Annotated in this window: 19 protein-coding genes and 1 pseudogene; 8 read left to right on the forward strand and 12 right to left on the reverse strand. The window is 61.2% G+C overall.

The genetic code is table 11. The features are described 5' to 3' along the window. Nucleotides 1–93 precede the first annotated feature (93 nt). The 3 genes from DIC75_RS03760 (at nt 94) to DIC75_RS03770 (ending at nt 5,534) form a co-directional block, all read left to right on the forward strand. Nucleotides 94–2,118, forward strand: coding sequence for a monovalent cation:proton antiporter family protein (locus tag DIC75_RS03760; RefSeq protein ID WP_250986662.1), 2,025 nt, complete (start codon nt 94–96; stop codon nt 2,116–2,118). 225 nt (nt 2,119–2,343) lie between these two features. Continuing rightward, the gene (locus DIC75_RS03765; protein WP_250986663.1) at nt 2,344–2,790 is read left to right on the forward strand and encodes a CGGC domain-containing protein; all 447 of its coding nucleotides are present in this window, start codon (nt 2,344–2,346) and stop codon (nt 2,788–2,790) included. Between the two features lie 395 nt (nt 2,791–3,185). Then, nucleotides 3,186–5,534, forward strand: coding sequence for an arylsulfatase (locus DIC75_RS03770; RefSeq protein ID WP_250986664.1), 2,349 nt, complete (start codon nt 3,186–3,188; stop codon nt 5,532–5,534). A 103-nt stretch (nt 5,535–5,637) separates the two neighbouring features. Here DIC75_RS03770 and DIC75_RS03775 read toward each other — a convergent pair whose 3' ends face one another. The 8 genes and pseudogenes from DIC75_RS03775 to DIC75_RS03805 all read right to left on the reverse strand — a co-directional run bounded on the left by DIC75_RS03775 (nt 5,638) and on the right by DIC75_RS03805 (nt 12,933). Continuing rightward, entirely contained in the window at nt 5,638–6,513 is an 876-nt protein-coding gene (locus tag DIC75_RS03775; protein WP_250986665.1) for a hypothetical protein, read from the reverse strand. Between the two features lie 92 nt (nt 6,514–6,605). Beyond that, nucleotides 6,606–6,674 (reverse strand): annotated as a pseudogene (locus DIC75_RS12330) (SEC-C metal-binding domain-containing protein); the annotation flags it as partial. 342 nt (nt 6,675–7,016) lie between these two features. After that, nucleotides 7,017–7,409 (reverse strand): hypothetical protein, encoded by a 393-nt coding sequence (locus DIC75_RS03780; RefSeq protein ID WP_250986666.1) that lies wholly within the window; start codon nt 7,407–7,409, stop codon nt 7,017–7,019. A gap of 617 nt (nt 7,410–8,026) precedes the next feature. Beyond that, nucleotides 8,027–9,328, reverse strand: a complete 1,302-nt coding sequence (locus tag DIC75_RS03785; protein WP_250986667.1) for an anaerobic sulfatase maturase — start codon at nt 9,326–9,328, stop codon at nt 8,027–8,029. Nucleotides 9,329–9,505: 177 nt separating this feature from the next. After that, a complete protein-coding gene (locus DIC75_RS03790) occupies nt 9,506–9,922 on the reverse strand; it encodes a hypothetical protein (protein WP_250986668.1) in 417 nt (138 codons plus the stop codon). Between the two features lie 221 nt (nt 9,923–10,143). After that, entirely contained in the window at nt 10,144–10,695 is a 552-nt protein-coding gene (locus DIC75_RS03795; RefSeq protein WP_250986669.1) for an HdeD family acid-resistance protein, read from the reverse strand. A 224-nt stretch (nt 10,696–10,919) separates the two neighbouring features. After that, nucleotides 10,920–11,885, reverse strand: a complete 966-nt coding sequence (locus DIC75_RS03800; protein WP_250986670.1) for a sensor histidine kinase — start codon at nt 11,883–11,885, stop codon at nt 10,920–10,922. 382 nt (nt 11,886–12,267) lie between these two features. Next, nucleotides 12,268–12,933, reverse strand: coding sequence for a dihydrofolate reductase family protein (locus DIC75_RS03805; RefSeq protein ID WP_250986671.1), 666 nt, complete (start codon nt 12,931–12,933; stop codon nt 12,268–12,270). 172 nt (nt 12,934–13,105) lie between these two features. Here DIC75_RS03805 and DIC75_RS03810 point away from each other — a divergent pair, with 172 nt between their 5' ends. From DIC75_RS03810 to DIC75_RS03820, 3 genes are all read left to right on the forward strand, one after another. Continuing rightward, nucleotides 13,106–13,447, forward strand: a complete 342-nt coding sequence (locus DIC75_RS03810) for a hypothetical protein (RefSeq protein ID WP_250986672.1) — start codon at nt 13,106–13,108, stop codon at nt 13,445–13,447. Between the two features lie 124 nt (nt 13,448–13,571). Then, complete coding sequence (locus tag DIC75_RS03815; protein ID WP_250986673.1) at nt 13,572–16,715, forward strand: DEAD/DEAH box helicase; 3,144 nt, start codon at nt 13,572–13,574, stop codon at nt 16,713–16,715. 40 nt (nt 16,716–16,755) lie between these two features. Then, nucleotides 16,756–17,640: an esterase/lipase family protein gene (locus DIC75_RS03820; protein WP_250986674.1), complete on the forward strand. Its 885-nt coding sequence runs from the start codon at nt 16,756–16,758 to the stop codon at nt 17,638–17,640. Here the strand turns inward: DIC75_RS03820 and DIC75_RS03825 are convergent. Then, nucleotides 17,594–17,884, reverse strand: a complete 291-nt coding sequence (locus DIC75_RS03825; RefSeq protein WP_250986675.1) for a hypothetical protein — start codon at nt 17,882–17,884, stop codon at nt 17,594–17,596. The genes DIC75_RS03820 and DIC75_RS03825 overlap by 47 nt on opposite strands. Nucleotides 17,885–18,010: 126 nt before the next feature. Here DIC75_RS03825 and DIC75_RS03830 point away from each other — a divergent pair, with 126 nt between their 5' ends. Both DIC75_RS03830 and DIC75_RS03835 read left to right on the forward strand, forming a co-directional pair. Next, nucleotides 18,011–18,580, forward strand: coding sequence for a hypothetical protein (locus DIC75_RS03830; RefSeq protein WP_250986676.1), 570 nt, complete (start codon nt 18,011–18,013; stop codon nt 18,578–18,580). A 103-nt stretch (nt 18,581–18,683) separates the two neighbouring features. Continuing rightward, nucleotides 18,684–19,475: a 4Fe-4S binding protein gene (locus DIC75_RS03835; RefSeq protein ID WP_250986677.1), complete on the forward strand. Its 792-nt coding sequence runs from the start codon at nt 18,684–18,686 to the stop codon at nt 19,473–19,475. A gap of 19 nt (nt 19,476–19,494) precedes the next feature. Here DIC75_RS03835 and DIC75_RS03840 read toward each other — a convergent pair whose 3' ends face one another. From DIC75_RS03840 to DIC75_RS03850, 3 genes are all read right to left on the reverse strand, one after another. After that, nucleotides 19,495–20,163, reverse strand: a complete 669-nt coding sequence (locus DIC75_RS03840) for a mechanosensitive ion channel family protein (protein ID WP_250986678.1) — start codon at nt 20,161–20,163, stop codon at nt 19,495–19,497. Nucleotides 20,164–20,310: 147 nt separating this feature from the next. Further along, complete coding sequence (locus DIC75_RS03845; RefSeq protein WP_250986679.1) at nt 20,311–22,566, reverse strand: efflux RND transporter permease subunit; 2,256 nt, start codon at nt 22,564–22,566, stop codon at nt 20,311–20,313. Beyond that, a complete protein-coding gene (locus DIC75_RS03850) occupies nt 22,563–22,952 on the reverse strand; it encodes a hypothetical protein (protein WP_250986680.1) in 390 nt (129 codons plus the stop codon). The genes DIC75_RS03845 and DIC75_RS03850 overlap by 4 nt, the downstream gene beginning before the upstream one ends. Nucleotides 22,953–22,983 lie beyond the last annotated feature (31 nt).

Genomic DNA, 22,983 nt, shown 5'->3' on the forward strand with positions numbered 1-22,983 from the left:
GCCCGGATCGGTATCCTCGACCGACACCGGACAGCCCGATATCTACATGAGGCTCAAACTGAAAACAGGTAGAACGAAGCACGGGAGCCGGAAATGGAACTGCAAATCCTGAACGCCATTGTCCTCATCTTCGGAATCTCCCTCATCGTCGGACTGCTCTTCAACCCGTTGCGCATCCCGCCGCTGGTCGGGTTCATCCTGACGGGCATCATCGTCGGGCCGAATGTGCTCGGCATCGTGCAGTCACTCGAAGAAGTCAACATCCTTGCCGAGATCGGGATCGTCCTGCTGCTCTTCACCATTGGTCTCGAGTTCTCCTTCGCCCACCTCTGGCAGATACGGAAGATGCTCCTCGTCAGCGGGTCGATCCAGGTCTTCCTGACGTTTCTGGTCTCCTTCTTCATCGCGACGCTCATCGGGCTGCCGTTTGCAGAAGCCGTCCTTCTGGGTTTCCTCTTCGCCCTCTCCAGCACCGCGGTCGTGCTCCGGATCCTCCACCAGCGGGGGGAGATGAGCACCCCGCACGGCAACATAATCCTCGGGGTCCTGATCTTCCAGGACATCGTCGCCATCCCGATGATCATGGCCATACCGTTCCTCGCGAGCATCTCCGCGCCCGCGGCGGTGCAGGCGTTCAGTGTAGAGTCCCTCTCGTCGATGCTCACCGTCGACATCCTGATCCTGGTTGTCCTCGTCGTGGCCGCAAAATGGGGAGTTCCCTGGTTCCTTTACCAGATAGCGAGAACGAGGAACCGCGAACTCTTCCTTCTCTTCATCGTGGTGACATGTTTCGGTGTCGCCTGGCTCGTCTCGCTCGCCGGGATTTCGCTTGCGCTGGGCGCTCTCCTCGCCGGCCTCCTGATCTCCCGGTCGGAGTACAGCCATCAGGCCATCGGCAGCATCGTACCGTTCCGCGACATCTTCACGAGCTTCTTCTTTGTCTCGGTGGGGATGCTGCTTGACGTGGGGTTCTTACTCGAGCATCTCGGACTGGTGCTTCTCCTGATCGTGGGCGTGATCGTCGCAAAGGGGCTGATCGCCGCCGCGGTCCCGGTGGTCCTCGGCTACCCCATCCGCACCATCACCCTCGTCGGGCTCGCCCTTGCCCAGGTTGGGGAGTTCTCCTTCATCCTCTCGCGGAGCGGTCTTGATTACGGCATCCTCTCCCCTGAGATCTACCAGCTCTTCCTGGTGACCGCCCTCATCACGATGGCCATGACGCCTTTCGTCATCGGCGGCGGACCGATGCTCTCCGATCGCCTCTGCCGCGTCGGCTTCCTCAACCGGACTCTGGAGGCCCGCCGCCCCGTGGAGGAGCCCGAGCGCCAACCTCTCAGGGAACACGTGATGATCATCGGCTACGGCGTGACGGGGAGGAACCTTGCGCGGGCGGCGAAAGCCGGCGGGATCCCGTACGTCATCATCGAGATGAACCCCGTGACCGTGCGAAAAGAGCGGGCTCTCGGCGAGCCCATCCACTACGGTGACGCCACCACGGAGACGGTCCTGGTGCACGCCGATATCGAGTCCGCCCGTATTGCCGTGATCGCGATCAACGATCCCGTCTCGACCCGACAGATCGTGGAGGCCTGCCGCCGCTTGAACCCCTACCTCTACATCATCGTGCGAACCCGCTACCTCATCGAGGTGGGGCCCCTGCAGGATCTCGGAGCCAACGAGGTGGTCCCGGAGGAGTTCGAGACGTCGCTGGAGATCTTCACCCGGGTGCTGAACAAATACCTCATCCCGAAGGACCGGATCGAGGGACTGACGGCTGAGATCCGCTCGGACACCTACCAGATGCTCCGCAACCCACAAGAACATCCTCCGACGCTCACGGATCTGATCTACCGGCTCTCCAACGTGAGCATCGTCACCTACACGATCGACCCGGCCGCCCCGGTGGCGGGGAAGACGCTCGGGGAGATCAACCTCCGCAGAAGACACGACGTGCTGGTCCTCGCCGTCCTGCGGGGAGAGGAGACGATCACGAATCCGGACGGGGAGACGAAGATCCTGCCCAACGATATCGTCATCGTCCTGGGCACGCCCGAGCCTGTGGCACGGGCGTCCGTCCTCTTCCAGGCGCCCCCGAGAGAGGAGGGGACTCCGGCATAGGGACGTTTTGGGGTGTACCGCGAAGAGGCGATTCGTTGCCTCCGGATCGGATCATCCCCGAACCGTTCCATCCCGTAACCGGCAGGGCTCAAATGTTACCGGTATACGTTTGCCCATTGATACAACAATTGCACTACCGGCGTCATGCAGACGCCCTTCACAGCATATTTCTCTCATGAACCACAGAGTTGCTATCTGAATATCCTGCATCCCGGAGAGACGCCCATGGGAGATCCGATCAGACTGGGAATCATCATCTGCGACCGGTACCGGACCTGTGCCGGGGGAAAGTGCCTGCGGGCACTGCGCGACCGCGAAGGCGCTTTTGAACGCTACAAAGGAAAAGATGTTGAGCTTGTCGGGTTTGCAACCTGCAACGGCTGTCCCGGCGGGAACATCGAGTACGTCCCGCAGGAGATGAAGAACAACGGTGCCGAGGTCGTACACCTTGCCACCGGCATGGTTGTCGGGTATCCACCCTGTCCGCGGATCTCGTACTTTTCCCGGTTCATCAGGGAAAAATACGGCATGGACGTGGTTGTGGGAACTCACCCTATCCCGGAGAAGTACTACGCCACGCACACGAATCTCGGCTCGTGGGATTCGGAACTCTGGAAAGACCTGACCGCCCCCACCCTCACCGATAAGAAAACCCGGTTATCCTACGATTAAACCCCTGTCAGTGGTGCGCCGCCGGCCTCTTCGCGAGCCCGCAGACCGCCTTCTGCTCTTCTTCGCATCATGGATATCACCCTCTGGCTGCCGTCGCCCCCACCCGTACCCCTGCTGTCTCCCCCGAGATTGCCCGACCCGAGGACCGGACGGTAAGAGTCGCCGGGCAGACGGCTGCCTGCGCCAATCACATTAACCGCACATTATACTTACTACGAAATGCAGGCCTGCGGTTCCGCAGGCCGGGACAGGTAGATCTCGCCAGAACGGGCAAGAGCCGTCCAATTATCAATACGCCGCCGGCCGGGCATGATCCTCCGGCAGGGTTCGGGGGATCGAAAGAGATTAATCCATGACGGCACCTGACACGGCGCTCACAACATGGAGAGTGCAAGATGTCCGAGAGATGGAAGGGCACGGTCAATCTCGATATCCGGGATTCGGTGCCTGACTGGGAACCCTACCTGCAGCCGCAGGCACCGGCAGATGCCCCCAACATCCTGATGATCGTCTGGGACGACGTCGGCTACGGGGCCATGGACGTATTCGGCGGCCCTATCGAGACACCCACAATGCAGCGTATCGCCGATATGGGCATACGCTACAGCAACTTCCACACCACGGCGCTCTGTTCGCCCACCCGGTCGAGCCTGCTCACCGGGCGCAACGCAACCAGCAACAACATGGCCTGCATCACCGAGGCGTCCGCCGGTTTTCCGGGGCTTTCCGCCCGCATTCCGTTCGAGAACGGGTTCATCTCGGAGGTGCTCAACGATCGGGGCTGGAACACCTACGCCATCGGCAAGTGGCACCTGACGCCGGGCGAGGAGACCGATATGTCCTCGTGGAAGGGACGCTGGCCGCTCGGGCGGGGGTTCGAACGCTACTACGGATTTCTGGGCGGGGAGACCAACCAGTGGTACCCCGATATCGTCTACGACAACCACCCCATGGACCAGCCCTACCGCCCGGACGAGGGCTACCACTTCTCCAGGGATATCGCCGATCGGGCGATCGAGTTCGTCCGCGACTCGAAGATGATCGCCCCCGAAAAGCCCTGGTTCATGTACTTCTGCCCCGGCTGCGCCCATGCCCCGCACCATGTCTTCAAGGAGTGGGCCGATAGGTACAGGGGCCGGTTCGATGAAGGCTACGAGAAGATACGGGAGCAGATCCTCAAGAACCAGAAGAAGATGGGACTGCTGCCGGAGAATACCGGGCTCTCGCCCATCAACCCCCACGGTGAGCCGGCAACGGCCGGGCCGGACGGCCAGCCGTGGCCGGCTCTGGACTTCGTACCTCCCTGGGACTCGCTGAACGAAGATGAGAAGAGGCTCTTTGTCCGTATGGCCGAGGTGTTTGCCGGCTTTGTCACCTACACCGATGCCCAGGTTGGGCGGATCCTCGACTACCTCGAAGAGTCCGGGCAGCTCGAGAATACCATCATCGTCGTTGTATCCGATAACGGCTCCAGCGCCGAGGGCGGTCCCAGCGGCTCCTTCAACGAGAACAAGTTCTTCAACAACGTCCCCGACACGGTCGAGGCGAACCTGCCGCACATCGACGAGCTCGGCGGCCCCGGCGCATACAATCATTACTGCACCGGCTGGGCGTGGGCGTTCGATACCCCGTTCCCCTACTGGAAGCGGTTTGCCGGATACGAGGGCGGGATTGCGGACATGTGCCTGGTTGCGTGGCCCCGCGGCATCAGCGCCCGCGGAGAGATACGCCGCCAGTACGTCCACGCCGTGGACATCGTCCCGACGCTCTACGACCTGCTGGGGCTTGAGCCGCCGAAGGTGCTGAAGGGCTATACCCAGAGCCCGCTCGAGGGGGAGAGCTTCAGGGCCAGTTTTGATGATCCCGATGCGCCGGGACGGGAGACGCAGTTCTACGCGATGCTCGGCCAGCGGGCGATCTACCACCAGGGCTGGCTGGCAAACACCATCCACCCGCCCCTCTCGGGCTGGGGCAACTACGCACACGACGCCTGGGAGCTCTACAACCTGAAGGAGGACCGGGCCCAGATGCAGAACCTTGCCGACGAGAAGAACGACATGCTTGAGCTCCTCAAGGGGCTCTGGTTCTACTATGCGGGCATTTACCAGGGTATGCCCCTCGATGACCGCAGCGCACTGGAGATTGTCTCGACACCACGTCCCCAGCCATCCAGACCCAGGAACCGCTACGTCTACTACCCGGGGACCGCCGAGGTTCCCGAGTCGGTGGCAGTCAATATCCGGGGGAGATCGTATGCAATCGCGGCCGGCGCCGTCATCGATGGGCCGGAGGCGCAGGGGGTGCTGTTTGCCCACGGAGGTGTCGGCGGGGGGCACAGCCTCTACATTGCAGACGGGCGGCTTCACTACGTCTATAACTGGCTCGGGGACGCGATCCAGAAGATCTCCTCAAGCAGCACCGTGCCCGCCGGCCGTCACGTCTTCACCGCGGAGTTTGCCCGGGACGGAGAGGATACGGAGACGAAGAGCGCCATTGGCACCCTCGCCCTCTACATAGACATGAAGAAGGTGGGCGAGGGACGGATCAGGACCCAGCCCGGATTCTTCGCCCTCACCGGCGACGGTCTCTGCGTCGGCCGGGATAGCGGGTCGCCGGTATCGCCGGACTACTCCGCACCCTTCGCCTTTATGGGTGGGACCATCGACCGGGTGGTGATCGATGTCAGCGGCGAACATTATGTCGACCACGAGAAGGAGGTGGCCGCCTGGATCATGCGGGACTAACACCCCGCTTCCGACATTGAAAGGAGGGCGGATCGGGCGAACGGAGCCATGCCTGCCATGGGATTCTCCCTGATCCCTGCGGTGCCTTCGCAGCCATCTCGTCTCAGGTGGACCCCGATGCCGCCTCCGCCCGCTTGCCCATCTCCTCGCCGATGAACATCAACAGCGTGAGACCGACCATTGCTACGACGAGGATCATGATCATCACATCCGGGTCGGTGAAGTTGAGGGCGGCGATCGCCAGCGCCGCCGAGAGGTTGCGCTGTGCCGTCCCGACGCCGAGCACCCGTTTTACACCGCCGCCCGGGCCGCCGGGGACGTAACCGATGGCAAGCGAGACCGTCACGAAGATGATCGTCACGAGGATCGCGGTTGTGCCGATAGCCCCGACGAGGTCGGTGAAGTAGACCACGAAGAACGCCACACCCAGCGTGAGCAGTGATAGGCTGGTTGCCTGGTTCATCAGGGGCAGAAGCCCTGTGGCAACCTCCCCGTACCGCGCTCTGACGAAGAGGGCGGTTCCGAGCGGTATGAGCATCAGCAGGATGAGCGACCGGGCGATTGCCCAGGGATCGATCGCGACCCCGGGAAGCAGCAGTGGCAGGACGACCGGCACGTAGGCGATCGTCACCACCATCAGGAGCACCATCAGCCCCACCGCAAAGGCAATGTCCCCCTTCGCCGCCTGCGCAAGTTTCGGCAGGAACGGTGCTCCTGCAGCGGCCCCGAGGATGAACAGGCCGATGGAGAGGCCTTCGGAGAGAGGGAAGACGAGCAGGAGAACGAGCGCGAGCAACGGTACCAGGACGAAGTTCGCCACAAGAGAGAGGATGACCAGCCGCAGATTCTTCAACGGTTCGACGATCTCGCGCAGGGTCAGGGAGAACCCCATGGCAAGCATGCTCGAGAGCACGAAGACCACCGTCGCGAGGACGCCGATCGTCTCGAGGAAGACTGTGAACGATACGGTTTCTACCATACGGTTACTCCGTTCCGCCGGATTCGCGTCAGGTAATAAAAGAGTATCTTGAGAAGAAATTGTGCCGGCGAACCTGCCCCGGCAGCGCGTCGTTAACGGTTCCCGTGCCCGCAGCACCTCTTATATTTCAAACCGCTCCCGCACGGCCAGGGGTCGTTCCGGCCGACGTTTTCCGGCCTATCAGACGCCTTCGGCTACCAGTCTGTTCATCCCTGGTATTTCGAAACGCGTATCTTCCGGACATGGGGGATTCCAACTTCGCCGAAAGCCGTATCGTCCCACATGATGTGGATGATGTTGGGGGGACTGCCGTGTTTTTCGCGCAATCCGGGGAGCCTCCTGTCGAGTTCGTCGTCCCCGGCAGCCCCCCCTTCCTCATGGCGCGCCTCAAGGATGCACTACTCGGCGTCGTAGACAATTCCGTTCTTCTTTTTCACTATCCTCACCATCTTTTCTTTTCACAACTCGTCGCATTCCCATCCCTTCTGATGAAAATCCAAGCCTCAATCCGTCCCGAACGCCCTCCTCACCCCCGGCAGCATGATGTAGATCAGGATCAGGGCGCTCAGGAGTACGGCCACGTTATTGTCGTACCATGAACCGCCGGTGAGCATTGTGATGAAACTCATGAGCAGGGTGAAGGTCGTGATGATCAGCAGGAATATCCAGCCCTGGCGCTCAACCTGCCAGAGCATCTGGGCAACCCAGAACCAGATGTAGGCGAGCAGGCCGTAGAGCAGCGCATACCAGAGGTTGAAGATGCGTATGTCCAGCAGTCCCAACCAGGGGAAGAATCCCAGAAACCGCAGCGTGATGATGACATTTATTACCGCTAAAATTCCGGCCAGTATGGCCAGGATGGTGACCCCGAAGGGTCGTTCTACATATTCTGCCATTACATTCTCTCCTTTTCGAAGTACTACTCGGTGTCGGGGACAATCTTCCGGTTTGCCATGATATACCTCCGATTGAAGCGTGATTGAGTCCCGATAGCCACCCCTGCATCTGCCGGAGGTTCGATGCAATGAGAGATGATCGCTTGAGGTGACCATTCAGCTGTCACTGATGTCCTGGCAATGTCTGTTGGCGGCGGATGCGATGCGGAAGGAGGCAGGTCAGTAATATTTAATCCTTTATATATACGTTATCAGATGAGGAAACCGCCAGATAAAATGGTCAAAATTCGCTGGTCTGGCCTTTTATTCCTTCGCATCCTCCAGATCATATCTTTCCGATCGTTCACTCGTCAGCGAAGGACCTCATGCTCACGGTTTGGATCATGGGGATCGGACTGGTCCGAAAACGATGAGAAAGATATCGATAAACCGTTAAATCAGCGAGAGTATTCTCCTTCCGGCTGCAGATCCGGCCTTCAGGACTGTCGGCCAGGCCTATCGTCTTTCTATATCGAATCCGGGAACGTACGCCTGATGGAGAATGGAGATTTACGATATTTTCGCCAAGAAACGTGTTTCAAACCTGATGAAGAGGCAATCGACCTGACATCGCATCGTTAACGGCCCCTGCCCCCGCAGCACTTTTTGTACTTCAGCCCGCTCCCGCAGGGGCAGGGTTCGTTCCGGCCGACTTTTGCCGGCATTTTCCCGGTTCTCTTCTCTTCTGCAGCAAGCATCGGCATCACCTCATCTGCAGACCGCCCCTGCCGGAGCAGGTCGGCCATCATCCGCATCGGGCGGTCGGCATGGGAGAAGAACTTCCGATAGCCTTCGCAGAGGTAGTTCAAACCCGATTCCCCGCCCGGCGTTTCAATGAACCGGTTCTTTGGGCACTCCCCATTGCAGATGGCGAGGAAGTCGCATTCCCGGCAGTACCGGGGAAGCGTATCGCGCTTGGCCATCCCGAACACCTGCTGTTTTTCGGAGTTTACGAGATCAATCAGCGGCGTCGTGAGGATGTTGCCGAGGAAGTGGTCCGGTTCGACGAAGTGATCGCAGGAATAGAGGTCTCCGTTGTGTTCGAGCGCCACCCCTATGCCGCAGGTGGGCCCGAAGATGCAGACCGTCCCCGCTCTACCCAGCCAGCCCGCGAGCGCCCCGTCGAAGTTCAGGACAAACATCCGGCCGACGTCCCTCCTGATCCACTCATCGAAGATCGCGACCAGGAACCGTCCCCACTGGTCCGGCCGGACGGATCGGTCGGTCACCGTATTCCCTTCCTGGAACCCGGTCTCGTTCGCCCGTTCCACGATGGGAATGAACTGGATATACGGCGCACCGAGCTCATCGCGGAAGAACCGGTACACCTCCAGCGGATGGTCGGCGTTCGTCCTGTTGACCGTGCAGAGGATGTTGAATTCAACATGATGCTTCTGGAGGAGGCGGGCGGCTTTGAGAACGCGGTCGAACGTGCCGCGGCCCTGCCTGTCTCTCCTGTAGACGTCATGGAGTCCCCCGGGGCCGTCCATGGAGAGGCCGATCAGAAAATTGTTGTCGTGGAAGAACCGGCACCATTCGTCATCGAGAAGGATGCCGTTTGTCTGAAACGTGTTCTCGATACGGGTTTGGGGCCTTGCATACTTCTTCTGCACCTTCACGGAGCGCCGGAAGAACTCCAGCCCCATCAGGGTCGGTTCCCCTCCCTGCCAGGCAATCGTCACCTCGGGCACGCGATGCCCCTCGAGGGTCTGGCGGATATACTCCTCCATCACCTCATCGGTCATCCGGAAGTTGCTGTCCGGGTACAGCTGCTCTTTCTTTAAGAAGAAACAGTAGGCACAGTCAAGATTGCACCGTGCGCCGGTCGGTTTTGCCATGACATGGAAGGCGAGGGGTACCTCGCCATCATACCTGCGCATCAGGCCACTCCGTTCTCGTACCTGCGATCGGAATTGCCGGATATCTTACAGGCAAAAACTCGGGTAGACCGTTGCAGTGACAGCCGTCATCAGCGCACGGCACCCCCGCGCTTTTCAGTTCAGCCGCTATGTGACACCTCCTGATCTGCCCCGATTCGGTCGATTCCCCTGCCGGTATCACTGTTGCGGGCAGTTCAACTCCGTCGTGAGATTCTGGCGTGCATCCCGCACGGCCTGTACCTGCGGGCGGATGGTCTGGATGGCTTCAACGACGGTCGCATCGTCAGGGAGGTCCTCCACGGACCGGTCGAGATCTTCAGACGCCGCGTTGAGCTCGTCGACCCGGATATTGGCGACCTGGCCTGCGGAGCTCCTGACATTCTCCATGGCGGACTGCACCTGATCCCGTCCCTCCCGGATATCTCCGACAGAAGATCTCAGACTGGTGTTCTCCATACTCTCAAGCGCTACCCCGAGTTCCTCGAGATCCTGGCAGAGCTGCGCCTCCGCCTCTTCCTCGGACGGCTGGACGCACCCGGCACCCGCACAGGCCAGGATGAGGACTATAGCGACAAAAAGGATCCACGTTTTCATACCTCCCTCCCGAGCAGAATGACTGCTCGGGGCCGGATAATAATGGAGATTATATAAAATTATCGTGATGCTTCACGTCGATCCGGGGGCCGGCGCTCCGGGCCGTTGAGCAAAGGCACTCTCGCGCCCATCATACGGCGAAAACAACGTGCAACAATACGCTTCTTTACGGAAAGAGAGGGGTGAGGCAGTGCCCCGGTACCGGACGGCTCCTTCCCGGATCACCCCGGCATCCGGAGAGCAAGGATGACGGCCGCGATCCCGCCGACGATGGCGAATCCCGCAAGGAGCAGCACCAGGCCGACGGCGGCGATGAGCGGGTCTGCGATCAGGATCAGCCCGAAAATGATGCTTAAGATGCCGAGAATCGCCGTTCCCCACCCTTCGCCGGAGAACCCCTGCACCAGGTAGACCGCCCCGATGATCAGCCCCTCCACTCCGATGATGATGGCAAAGACGGTCGGGATGAGAATGGCGCTGTAGAGAGGATAGGTGAGCACGAGGATTCCTGCGAGGATGCCGAGGATACTGACGAGCAACTTCCAGCCCCGTCCGGTTGTATCCTGGAACAGACTGATGAACACGACGATACCGTTGAACAGCCAGTAAAAGCCGAGGACGGTGACAAGGAGAGTCAGCGTCTGGACGGGGTAGATAAAGAAGAGGACGCCAAGGAGGATCGCGATAATCCCGAGGAGCAGCACGAGCCAGCGTGGCGAAGCCGTAACGGCGCCGGACTCAGGGGAGCCGGTACCGAACTGTGCGTCAACCATAATAGCACCGTGCGACGTGTTCACCGGCCACTATAAATACATATACGCGTCATGCCGATCGAGAAAATCCCGGCCTGCTTTCGGATGAACGGTTCAGTGTTGGTTTGGAATCAGAAATAATCCGGCGTCTCAGATTTTCCGGTGAATGCTCGCATCACGTGCGGCCGCCCGTAATCCCGCACCGGAAGCCCAGGGCTCGACCGTGTGCTTTCCGGCGGGTCTGTCTATCCCCCGCCCGTGGTCTCCCGGAGCGTGAACCGGAACGCCGCCCCCTCCTCCGGCCGGCCCGGTACCCGGTCCTCGACCCAGATCCGTCCCCCGTAGCGTTCGACGAGGATCCGGACGAGATACAGTCCGAGCCCTTCTCCAACACCGCGTTTTTGCTGCTCGTAGCGATGGAAGACCGCCTGCTTGTCCGCATCCGGGATGCCGGGTCCGGTGTCCTCGACGGACACCAGCACCTCGCCGTCCCGCTCCCCGACCCGGACGGCGATCTCGACCCCCGGGCCGCCGTACTTGACGGCGTTGCCGATGAGGTTTCCGAAGATCTCGCTGAGGAGGTCGTCGGCAAGGATCTGCCGGGGAGCACCCTCGTAGCGGATAAGGGCCTCCGGGAAGTTGGTGATCTCCGCCCTGATGGCCTCATCGAGATCGGTCGGCCGGAGGAGGGGCAATCCTGCGTGAATTCGCCGGATCTTCGAGACGATGCCGAGGATCTCGATGCTCTTTGCTATGCTGCGCTTCAGTTTCTTCGCGTATCCGGCCGGCTCTCCGTCCAGCGTCCCGATGAGCAGTTCGGCGTAGAGGTTCGAGACGTTCTCGGTGTTCCCGATATCGTGGGTCAGGATATCCAGGTACAGGTTTGCCTCCCGGTGCGAAGCCTCCAGTTGCCGATGCACCCGGGCGAGCTCGTCGGTGCGGTTCCGGAGTGCCTCTTCCGCTCTTCTCCGTTCATACACTTCGGCCGTCATCGCCTTGAGAAGTTTCTGCTGGTTGCGAAAAACGAAGAACGCGGCGAACACGGCGAGCAGGGTGGTGAAGGCGACGGTGCTGATGTGCGTCTCTATGATCGTGATATTCGGGTAAAAGAGTGTCTTGACGAACTGGAACGCGCTCATCAGCAGGAGCGTGATTGCGGCGACCTTTCCGAGCGCAAGGAGCATGCTGGCCGATTTGAATTCTTCGTTCAAGGCTACCCTCCGCAAAAGAACTGCACCTTCTCAAGTATCGTGCGATACTGGCGTGATATGGTCGGATGATGTGTGAGGGGACATGGTTTGCCGAAGATGGAGACCCCGATCACCGTTCAGCAGGCGAGATAGGCGTCCCGGCGGGCCCTGATATCTGCGAGTTATCCGAACGTAGCACTTTCTTCGCAATAAAACAATCCCCGGCTGTCTGTAGGGCGCACCGGCAGGGCGTGGCAATGCTCTCTGGATCCCGGAGAGCATCTCTGAGGCTGGTTTCCCGGCCGGCACGAGCCGGTGTCGTGCCCGGGCGGGGCCTTCGCAGTGGTCCGGCCCCCTCTCAGACCTGATCCCGGCCGGGTACCAGACCTCCCGGAACCTCCCTCTACTTCTTCACGGCATACACCAGGTGAACCGTACCCTGCTCCATCGGCACGGCCTTCCGGAGTTCCAGCGCCACCCGCCCCCCGACCCGGCCGAAGAGCTTCTTCTCCCCTTCGCCGGCGACGACCGGGTGGACGATCAGGCTGATCGTGTCCGCGATTCCCTCCCGGACCAGAACATCGTTTAAGTCGGGGCCGGAATCGGAGACCACCCGCGTTATGCCGAACCGCTCCCCGAGTTCCCGGAGAGCGCCCCGGAGGTCCACCCGCTCCGCCCCGCGCCGGATGAAGGGGTACTCCCGCTCGCGGAGGTAGTCGAGGTAGTCCTCCGGCGTCGTCTCCGAGACGAGGACGATCACGTCTTTCGTGTGCTCCATGTTCCGGTAGAAGTGGAGCAGGTTCTTGAGCACGCCCCTGCTGTCGACGATAACGCAGACGGGGCGGGGGTCATCCGGCCGGACCTCGGGCCGGTGCCGGTCGGACTCCTCCTCCGGCTGGGTAATGTCCATGAAGAGCTCGATCCCGGACTTCGCCGTCGCCGAGCCCGCGAGGACCGCCCCCGCCTCGAGGGCGAGAAGTGCGCCGTAGTGCAGCCCGAGGTCGACGTCAAAGCCCCTTACCGCGTGGTCCAGGCTCACGCTGTTGTGGATGATGACTTCAGGATACATGCAGAAAGATTACGGACACCCGGGATATAACACGCGTGGATCCGTCTCTGCTCCGGCCTCTTCCGGCCGAGATGCCCCCTGACTCGGAGCGACCGGCAATTCCGTTTTGGCCCGATGGCTGTAACCTGTCGGTTCCTATGAATTCATATGGCGTTACCCGGTTAAGCTCATTATGAGCAAGCGAATCCTCATTCCGGGCCTGGTCGTGGTTCTTGTTCTGGCAGCCGGTTGTATTGGGTTCGTCGGCCCCGACCCGACAGTCGTGCAGGACTCTGCAACCAGGGATATCAGCCTCTCAAAAGGCCTCGTGTACAACGTGAACGCGGAGATCCAGAACGACGGGAGTGACGGAGACGTCATCGTAACAGCGAGGCTGATCGATGAAGAGAAGGGATTTACGCGTGATCAGGTCTCGGTGCAGGTCTTCATCCCCGCAGGAGAGATAAAACGGGTCAGCATCACGCTGGATGGGGACGTCGGCAGGACGTACCGGCACAGTGTCGAGGTGCGTTAACCGGCGCGTTTCTTCCTGAACCGGGCCCCCGGCCAAAATTGCGGGGCGTCTGGACCCCTCCCCCTGCTGCGATAAAGTCGGAGCATACCAGAGCCATTTTTAACCCCTCTCCCAAATGGGAAGTATGGAACTGTTCCCGGGGATCTACGAGCAGGTTATCAGCGAATATCTCGCATCAAAACTCTCCGACCCCGAAAGGGAAGGGAGGGTTCTTAAAGATCCCCTTGCACGCTTCGACCCCCAGAACGTCCTCGCACGACACATCGCAAAAATTCTCAGGAATGCTCTTCTGTCCGCCGATGAGCGGCGTATCCCGCTGGCAGAGCAGGTCCGGATATGCAACCGTCTCATCGGCCACCTCGCCGCCGAACTGCAGGATAAAGCCCTTGAACGGTGTGCGATCACGCCCGACGCGGAGGTCCTGCTCGCCCTTGCGGAGCGCAACCCCTCTGCGAACCCCTCTGCGCTCAGAATCGTTGCACCCACCCGTCCCGAGACCTCTATCGCGCAGAGCAGCCTCTTCACCGGGTCTCCCGGAGAGCCCGGGCTCGTGGATGAACTCAGGAAGGAGATTCGATCCGCCGATCGTGTCGATCTCCTCATCTCGTTCATCAAGTGGAGCGGGCTTCGCCTGATTCTCGACGATTTAAAAGAATTTGTCCAGCGTGGAAAGTTGCGCGTGATCACGACCTCGTACACCGGGGCAACCGATATCAAGGCGGTCGAGGCTCTTGCAGCCCTCCGGAACACCGCCGTCCGGATATCCTACGATACCGACAGAACCCGGCTTCACGCGAAGACCTACACTTTCCACAGGGACAACGGCTTCTCCACCTCCTATATCGGGTCATCTAACCTCTCGAACCCCGCAATAACGAGCGGCCTTGAGTGGAATGTCAAGGTCACCGAGCAGGACTCGTATGATATCGTACAGAGGATCGAGAAGACGTTTGAGACCTACTGGAAAGACCCGGAGTTCGTCGAATACACGCCGGAGAGCCGGGAGCGGTTGCGTCGTGCCCTCTCAAAGGAGAGACGGAGCGAGATAGACCTCCGCCCGGTCTTCGATATCAAACCCTACTACTACCAGAAAGAGATCCTCGAACGGCTGAAGGCGGAGCGGGAACTGCACAACAACTACAAGAACCTCATAGTCGCCGCCACCGGGACGGGGAAGACGGTCATATCTGCGTTTGATTACAAAGGCCTCATCCAGAGGGCGGGGGAGTATCCCCGTCTGCTCTTCGTTGCTCACCGTGAGGAAATCCTGAAACAGAGCATCCAGGTCTTTCGGGGGGTTCTCAAAGACCAGAATTTTGGGGATCTTCTGGTCGGGGGGACCGAGCCTGCGCAGATCGAGCACCTGTTCACCTCAATCCAGAGTCTGAACAGCAAAAACCTCCCGAAGATCACGCCTCCGGACTATTACGACATGATCATCGTCGACGAGTTTCATCATGCCGCTGCGCCCTCATACCAGAGACTGCTCACCTACTACACCCCGAAGGTCCTCCTCGGACTCACCGCAACACCGGAACGCATGGACAATCTTGACATCCTCGAGTATTTCAACGAAAAGATCTCTGCTGAGATCCGACTTCCTGAGGCAATCAACCGGAAGTTGCTCGCCCCATTCCATTACTTCGGTGTCACCGATGTTGTCGACCTCGATACCGTGCCCTGGAAGCGGGGAACCTATGATCCCGCCGAGCTCTCCAGGCTCTACACCGGGAACCAGCAGCGGGCGGACCTGATCATCAGGGCTGTGCAGGACTACACGACCGATCTCCACGACATCATCGGGCTCGGGTTCTGCGTCTCCATTGAGCACGCTGAATACATGGCTGCAGCGTTCCAGGAGGCGGGTATCCCTGCGGCCTGCCTTCATAGTGGGAGTTCACGGGAAGAACGTTTCACCATCCAGAAGCGGCTGGTCGCTCGGGAGATCCACTTCATCTTCGCTGTCGATCTCTACAACGAAGGCGTTGATATTCCCGAGGTGAACACCATCCTCTTCCTGCGTCCCACCGAGAGCCTCACGGTCTTTATCCAGCAATTTGGGCGGGGGCTCCGTCTCTCGGACGGGAAAGAATGCCTGACGGTCCTTGATTTTGTTGGCCATCACAATAAAAACTTCCCGTTCGGTGAGAGGATTTCAGCACTTCTCTCTCCTGGCGGGAGAACCCTGGTAGAACAGGTCTCTCGTGACTCCTATTCGCTTCCGAAGGGCTGTTATATCCACTTCGAGGAGAAGGCCCGGGAGAGGGTTCTTGCAAACATCAGGGCAAACATAACAAATAGAGCCACGCTCATCCGCAAGATTCGTTCGTTTGAAGATGAGACCGGCGAACCCCTCAGTTTCAAGAAATTCCTTCAGCGTTACAGCCTGCAGCCTCTCGATGTTTACCGGAGGGGTACATTCTGTTCGTTGGCCGCAGAGGCGGGCGTATACCCGGAGGCCTACACCGATGAACGCCTCTTTCCCAGGACCGCCGCAATCAGACTGGCGACACTGAATTCGCCGGAAGCAATCCGCTTCATCAGGGCCGTGCTCTCCGACCCCTGCCATTACTCACCGGCGCCCCTCTCGAACCGAGAGAAGAACATGCTGGCAATCTTCTACTACTCGCTCAACGATGTATCTTTTCGTGACGAGAATATGGGTATTGAAGAGATTTTCTCCGATCTCTTCGCATATGATGGAATCCGGCGCGAGATCTGCGACCTCTTGGAGTATAACGGGGCACATATCGAGTTCCTCCCAAAACCTGTCGACCTTGGTTTCGAGAACGCCCTCGAACTGCACTCTACGTACACCCGGGCCCAGGCTTTTGCAGCGCTCGGCCACTATACCCTGACCCGGAAGCCGGCAGGGGGCAGTCGGGAGGGGGTTGTGTACCTGGAGGATAAGAAGGCCGATGTGTTCCTGGTCACCCTGAATAAGACCGAGGAGCACTACTCGCCCACAACGATGTACGAAGACTACGCGGTCAACGAGAACCTCTTCCACTGGCAGTCCCAGAGCACCACTTCGGCATCTTCACCGACCGGCCAGCGCTACATCAAGCACGAACAGCAGGAGAGCAAGGTCCTCCTCTTCGTCCGCGAGTACAACAGGGTCGACGGCGTCACGCAACCGTATCTCTTCCTCGGGACCGCCCGGTACCTCTCCCATGAAGGGAGCAGGCCGATGAGCATCACCTGGGAGCTCGATCACCCGATGCCGCCGGGCTTCTTCCTGAAAGCGAATAAGATGGTGGTAGGATAACCCTGCCGAAACCTACATCGCAGCTGGCATCGGATCATGAATGGATGAACCGCTGCTTGCCGGGAGGAGGCGTGATACCATCCGGATGAACCACAGGTGCCCGGCCGTCCTGGTCCACGGGTGGCGGAGCCATCCCGGCATCTGGAACCGTCTCACTCCCGGGCTCACGGAGGCCGCGGTCCCCTTCTGGAGGTTCGACCACACCGCGATGCAGAGCGCCGGGACGGAGACGATCGCCCTCGCTCTCCGGGACTACATCCACGAAAAGCGGGAGGAGACCGGGTACGACGGCCCGGTCGACATCGTCTGCCACTCGATGGGGACGTGCATCGCCCGGTACCTCCTCGAAGTCCTCGACGGCGACGACCGGGAGGAGCAGGTCCGGCTCCTGGTCGGGATCGGCCCGCCGAACAACGGCTCGGCCATGGCCGAACTCTTCAACGACCCCGAACGGGGTCCCGAGGTTATCCGGCGACTTAGCGGGGTCTTCGTGCCGCAGGACTACGACCCCGGCGAGGATACCATTGTCCAGGAGTTCCGGCCCGGGAGCAGAACCGTCGCGGCGCTCCGGGACGCCGGAACCCGCGACGATATCGCGTACCGGATCATACTCGCCGCGAACCTCACCGGGACCCCGGCATTCTTCCCGGCCTTCGACGGCAGGACCTGGGAGATCGCCCCGGACGGGGGGTGGCGGACGACCTACGCCGGCGACGGCATCGTCCCCCACACCGACTCGCTCCTTCCGGGGGCGGGCGTCGACGTGCTTCCGGCAGACCCCGGGAACCTGGCCCGGCACCCGGAGCACTACTGCCACATCGGGTTGCCGAGAAACCCCGAGGTCGTCGCCCGCGTCACGGAGTACCTCTCGGGCCCCCTCACTCCCTCCGCAGGGCCTGCCGTGCGGACTCAGCCCAGGCGTTGATCGCCCGTTCCAGATCCTCCCCGGCCTTCCGTGCCGCCTGCTCGATACGCTCGTGCCCTTCCGGCGTCCCGAAGAGGTGATGGCCTGCGTTCACCACGTCGTTGACCGCCTTCCGGACCGATTGGGATGCCTCGTGCACATGCTCATCAACGGTAGGGGCTGCCGGTGCCGGCTCCTCCTCCGGTGCGGGGGCAGGGTCGACGATCCACCGCCCCCGCTCGAAGCGACCTTCTGTCTCGCTCATACGCGTGGGTGTAGGTCCGCCCGGGATAAAAACCTGGCTTTTTTGCACTACACTTCCGGTGTCCGGCCGGTCCCGGTTGCAGGGAGTGCGCAGGTTCATCTACCTCCGGGGTACAGGAAAAGAACAATGGTCAGGGTTGCCGCCATCGAGGCATGCGGGCGGGCGCTCTCCCCGGGCACCTGCCGGGTCCGGATCGCACGAGCAGCCGCGTTCGTGTTCCTCTTTATCCTGGTGATTCCGCTCCTTCTCGGCCTCGCCTTCGGTGTCCCTCCGCCGGCGGTCCTCGCCCTCATCGGATCGACCCTCCTCCTCCAGGCGGCCGCGGCCGTCGTCGGCCTCTCGCTCGGGCTGCACCCTGCGGTCGTGCTCGTCTTCCTGACGTCGGTGGCGGTCGCCGTCATGATCGGCATCCTCGAGGTCTGCGACCTCTTCGCCGGGACCTCCCGGAGGGTCCAGGGGCTTCTCCTGAAGATCGATGAAAAGGCAGGGAATATCGATTACCTGAAGCGCTACGGCGCCCTGATGCTGATCCCGATCATATGGATCCCCGGGATCGCCCTCTACGGGGCCCCCGTCGTCGCGTGGCTCTTCCAGTACCGGCGGACCACCTCTCTCCTCTGCATGATCGCCGGATGGATGGTTGCGGTCATCGCGGTCATGGCGGCGGCAGTGGGGTTCGTCCGCCTGGCGTTCTGATCGCAGGAATAGTCCCCGGTTCGGCGACCCATGCGGGTCCCCTGTCGGGATGGGATCAGGGGGTGAATCTTTTTCTCCCGCAGCCCCCAAGAGATCGATACCCATGAACGACGACCTGAAGGCAGCCGTCCGGAGCCGGTGCCGGAAGATGGAGATCCCGCTCGTCGGGGTCGCGGGGACGGACCGGTGGGAGAACCCCCCGTTTTCGCCCTGGATGCCGGAGGAGTTCTACCCGCAGTCGATCTTTCCCGAAGCCCGGTCGGTGATCGTCATCGGCCTCCCGGTCCACCTCCCGGTGCTCGAGACCTCGCCTTCGATCTACTATCACGAGCTCTATAAGACCGTCAACACCCTGCTCGACCAGTACACCTACCGGCTCGCCTCATTCCTCAATGACTGCGGCTACCCCTCGGTCTTCGTCCCCCGGGACGGCTACGGGAGCATCGAAGTCCTCCAGAAAAACCCCATCGCCTTCTTCTCGCACCGTCACGCCGCGCTCCTCGCGGGGCTCGGGACCTTCGGCGTGAACAACACCCTCCTCACGCCGGAGTACGGCCCCCGGGTCCGGTTCGGCTCGGTCCTCACCGCCGCGGACCTCCCTCCCGACCCTCTGCGGGAGGAGAACCTCTGCACCCGGTGCATGCTCTGCGTCAGCGCCTGCCCCGTGGGCGCGCTCGATGATCTGGACTATCCCGAGGGGCTCACGGACAAGGCCGCCTGCGCGCGAAACAGCGCCGACCTCGCCCGGCGCCACATCTCCCCCTGCGGTATCTGCATCAAGGTCTGCCCGGTGGGGGAGGACCGGCGGCACTACGGCCGCAAAGCCCCTGGAGGAGGCGAAGACCCTCGCCACCGCCGGGCCCGCGAGCATGTCGGGAAATTCGGCGGGCTATAGGCCCGCCACAAAAAAGGGGTTATTCTTTTTTCACCCTGCCCATCAACTGGTCCATCATCTCCGGCGCCCGATCGCGCAGGCCGAGCCCGACAATGATGGCGATCGCCGCACCGAGGCCGAGCCCGACTCCCCAGGCGACCGGGACGACGAAGACGTAGATGATCGAGAGGTCGATCAAGAGCTGCTGGAGCGCGAGGATGGCGACGACGAAGTAGAGGAACGCCCGCAGCAGCATCGTGATCAGTCCGAAACCCTGGATCTGCTGCGTCTCACCCATGTTCTGGAGGATGTCTATCAGCCAGTCGATCAGGATGATCCCGATGACGAGGATCAGGATGAACGCGACGATGTTCGGGATGTAGGCCACGATGGCCGCGACCGCCGCTGTCAGGGTCGGGATCTGCAGGACGCTGACCGCTGCGAGGATCGCGATGAGGTAGATGAACCAGCGGACGATGAGGTCGAAGAGGCGGCTTATGTTCATCGTGGATCGTTCAATCTGTTTGCCGGCCGATGTCTTCCGGAGTGCGTCGTCGACACCGAGCCGGTCGAGGAGCTCGGCAACGACTCTGCCGAGGATGCGTCCGATGATCCAGCCGATGATGAGGATGATGATCGCTGCAATGAGGTTTGGTAGAAACAGAATGACGTTACGGGCCAGTTCTTCAACCGGCTCAAATGGCGCCAAAATTTGCGCCGTGAGGTCTCCATTTGCCACGGTATACCACCGGGGAAGGATATGGCAGGTACTATATAAACTTTGATGTGCCCGCTCTCTCCCCGGAGTCCGGGAGCTCCGGCCGCGGAGCCCCTGTAATTCCGGTATCCGGGGGATCTACTCCGTGATTCCCGCAGCCGCCGGGACGCGGGAGTGCCCGGTGTAGCGGTACATGAGCGCGAGAACCGCCGGCATCACGACGATCGCGCCCACGAGCGAGAACCCGACGGTGATGACCGTCACGATCCCGAAGTTGCTGATGATGTTGAATGTCGAGAGGGTGAGCGCCGAGAACCCGAAGACTGTCGTCAGCCCGGATACCGTGATGGCCGTCCCGATCTTCTGCACGGCGGTCTGGATGGCGTCGAGGAACTCCATGCCCCGGGCGAGTTCCTCCTCGCACCGTTCCATGATCAGGATGGTGTACTCGGACGCGACGCCGATCGTCATCGACCCGAGGACGGCCGTCAGCGGGGTGTAGTCGAGGCCGAGGAGATACATGATCGCTCCGTTCCAGCCCACGATGAAGACGATCGGAATGACTGGCGAGACGGCGCCGAATTTCCGGTAGACCAGGAGCAGGAACCCGAGGATGAAGGCGAACCCGAGCACGGTCATGAACGTCTTCGACTCGCTGATATCGTCCATGAGGGCAGCGAACATCTCCAGCTGGCCGGTGACCTTCACCGTCACGCCGGCCGGCGGGTTGTTCCACGCAACGTCGCCCTGTATCCTCCCGATGAGGTCGCGGGCGACGCTCATCTCCATATCGACCGTCGAGAACTCGAGCACCGCCTCCATGTTCCCGTTGAGGTAACGCTTCAGGGTCGACTCCGGGATCCGGGCGGTGACCTCGTCGATCTCTCCCCTGGTTGAGGGCAGCACCCCGTCGTTGTGCTCCCGGATCAGGGTTGCGATGCTGGTGACGCCGGTGATCTTGTCGTTATGCTCCTGCTCGTAGACCCCGAACCGATCTATCCAGGCAAGCGTCTCCGGGCTCCGGACGTCGTCTGCGGTCACGACGACCGGGATGGTGCTTGTTGCCCCCATTGTCCGGGTGATCTTCCCCAGATCCTGGAGGGCGGGCATATCGTCGGGAACGAAGGTCTTCTCGTCCGCGCTGATGGGGACCCTCTCGTCGAGGTAGTAACCCCCTGCCGCGACCACTGCAAAGAGCATGATGACGGGAAGCGGGTACTTTGCGACGGTGTAGGCCAAACGTCCGAGGAAGCGGTCATACCGTTCGATGAAGACGTTCCCGGGCTTTGGGGCGGGGTTGGAGGCCGTAGCCGCCTTCGGCCGGTAGCGGGTGGCGATTGCAAAGACCGGGACGATGATGAGCGCCGCGGTGTAGCAGGAGACGACTCCTATGGTGCAGACGATACCGAAGTCGCCCACCATCGGCACCGGCCCGAAAAGCATCGCGATGAATCCGAGCGCCGTCGCCGACATCGCGACCAGGACCGAGGGCCCCATCTGCGTGACGGTGGCCCATACGGCCTCCGGAATCGTGCCGTGCCGGATCTCCTCGTCGAACCGGGCATGGAACTGGATCGCGTAGTCGATCCCGATCCCGATGAGCACCGGGAACGCCCCGATCACCACCATGCTGACCGGGATGCCGAAGAGGCCCATGAACCCGAAGGTCATGATCAGCCCGACGGCCACGATCCCGACGGGGAGGAGGCTGTAGCGAACGTGGGAGAAGAGAAGCATCACCGCGAGGACCATGAGAAGCATGGCCGCAAGGATCAGCATGCCCATCTGCCCCCCCATCTCTTCTTCCATCTCCTTTGAGAATGCCGGGTTCCCGGAGACCGTGACCGCGAGGCCGGGCGGGGGCTCCGATATGCCGATGGCGGACTCGATGTTCCCGAGGATCTGCATCTGGGCCTCCAGGGAGACACCCGGCTCGAGGGCGATGACGCTGATCGTCATCAGGTCCGAGGGCAGCATCCTCTCGACCATCTCCGGTGGGGCCTGTCCAATGATCCCGTCGATCTCCGCTTTGGACGACGGCAGGGTGCCGCCGTTGGCCTGTTTGAGGAGATCGACCACACCGGAGACTTCGTCGACGTAGCGCTCGTTCCTGAGGTCTTCCTGGAGATTGTCGATATACCTGAGGACATCGGGGTTCCGGACGCTGTCCGCCTCGTAGATGAGCATGATCGCGTCGGAGCCGTAGGTCTCGGTGTAATGGTCCAGGAGCGCGCCGCGTGGGGTGGACTTGTCGACGTAGGTGTCGTCGCCGGTCTGCATCGTCACCATCGAGAGCCCGAAGAACGCCACGATGAAGACGGCCGCGGCGACCCCGGCGACGGTCCAGGTGCGGTTGTTGATGGCTGCGGCGAGCCACTCGTACGGGTTCTTCATCTGCGCTCCTCCTGCGTGCTCGCCCCGTACTCGCCGACGATCGCGAGAGTCACCGCATGGGCGATCTCCGTGTCGTTCCTGCCGGCGGGCTCGATACCGTACTCCTCTGCGATGCGCCGGAGCTTCGCGGGGTCGAGAATCCGGTATCCCCGGGCGGAGGTCTCCGCCGCTACCGTGAGAACGGACGAGAGCAGGGATGTTGTGATCTCCCCGTCCATGGCGAGACGGTGGAGCAGGGCAACGGCCCGCCGGTAGTCTGCCGGGGGGAGGAACCCTGCTTCGGTCCAGACCTGGTCGGTCTCCTCGAAATGCGGCTCTTTACAGGGTATTTTGTGGTGGGTCGGCCTCCGGCAGGGTCCGGTACTACAGGTGGTTGCGCAGTTCACGTCTCTCCTCGTTATAAGTGGCTCATCTGTT

The sequence above is a fragment of the Methanoculleus oceani genome, assembly GCF_023702065.1.
Classification (GTDB): Archaea; Halobacteriota; Methanomicrobia; order Methanomicrobiales; family Methanoculleaceae; genus Methanoculleus; species Methanoculleus oceani.

Bases quoted from the DNA above. Each gene is read 5' to 3' on its own strand.
- DIC75_RS03760 (WP_250986662.1), top strand. From the start codon at position 94: ATGGAACTGCAAATCCTGAACGCCATTGTCCTCATCTTCGGAATCTCC.
- DIC75_RS03765 (WP_250986663.1), top strand. From the start codon at position 2,344: ATGGGAGATCCGATCAGACTGGGAATCATCATCTGCGACCGGTACCGG.
- DIC75_RS03770 (WP_250986664.1), top strand. From the start codon at position 3,186: ATGTCCGAGAGATGGAAGGGCACGGTCAATCTCGATATCCGGGATTCG.
- DIC75_RS03775 (WP_250986665.1), bottom strand. From the start codon at position 6,513: ATGGTAGAAACCGTATCGTTCACAGTCTTCCTCGAGACGATCGGCGTC.
- DIC75_RS03780 (WP_250986666.1), bottom strand. From the start codon at position 7,409: ATGGCAGAATATGTAGAACGACCCTTCGGGGTCACCATCCTGGCCATA.
- DIC75_RS03785 (WP_250986667.1), bottom strand. From the start codon at position 9,328: ATGCGCAGGTATGATGGCGAGGTACCCCTCGCCTTCCATGTCATGGCA.
- DIC75_RS03790 (WP_250986668.1), bottom strand. From the start codon at position 9,922: ATGAAAACGTGGATCCTTTTTGTCGCTATAGTCCTCATCCTGGCCTGT.
- DIC75_RS03795 (WP_250986669.1), bottom strand. From the start codon at position 10,695: ATGGTTGACGCACAGTTCGGTACCGGCTCCCCTGAGTCCGGCGCCGTT.
- DIC75_RS03805 (WP_250986671.1), bottom strand. From the start codon at position 12,933: ATGTATCCTGAAGTCATCATCCACAACAGCGTGAGCCTGGACCACGCG.
- DIC75_RS03810 (WP_250986672.1), top strand. From the start codon at position 13,106: ATGAGCAAGCGAATCCTCATTCCGGGCCTGGTCGTGGTTCTTGTTCTG.
- DIC75_RS03815 (WP_250986673.1), top strand. From the start codon at position 13,572: ATGGAACTGTTCCCGGGGATCTACGAGCAGGTTATCAGCGAATATCTC.
- DIC75_RS03820 (WP_250986674.1), top strand. From the start codon at position 16,756: ATGGATGAACCGCTGCTTGCCGGGAGGAGGCGTGATACCATCCGGATG.
- DIC75_RS03825 (WP_250986675.1), bottom strand. From the start codon at position 17,884: ATGAGCGAGACAGAAGGTCGCTTCGAGCGGGGGCGGTGGATCGTCGAC.
- DIC75_RS03830 (WP_250986676.1), top strand. From the start codon at position 18,011: ATGGTCAGGGTTGCCGCCATCGAGGCATGCGGGCGGGCGCTCTCCCCG.
- DIC75_RS03835 (WP_250986677.1), top strand. From the start codon at position 18,684: ATGAACGACGACCTGAAGGCAGCCGTCCGGAGCCGGTGCCGGAAGATG.
- DIC75_RS03845 (WP_250986679.1), bottom strand. From the start codon at position 22,566: ATGAAGAACCCGTACGAGTGGCTCGCCGCAGCCATCAACAACCGCACC.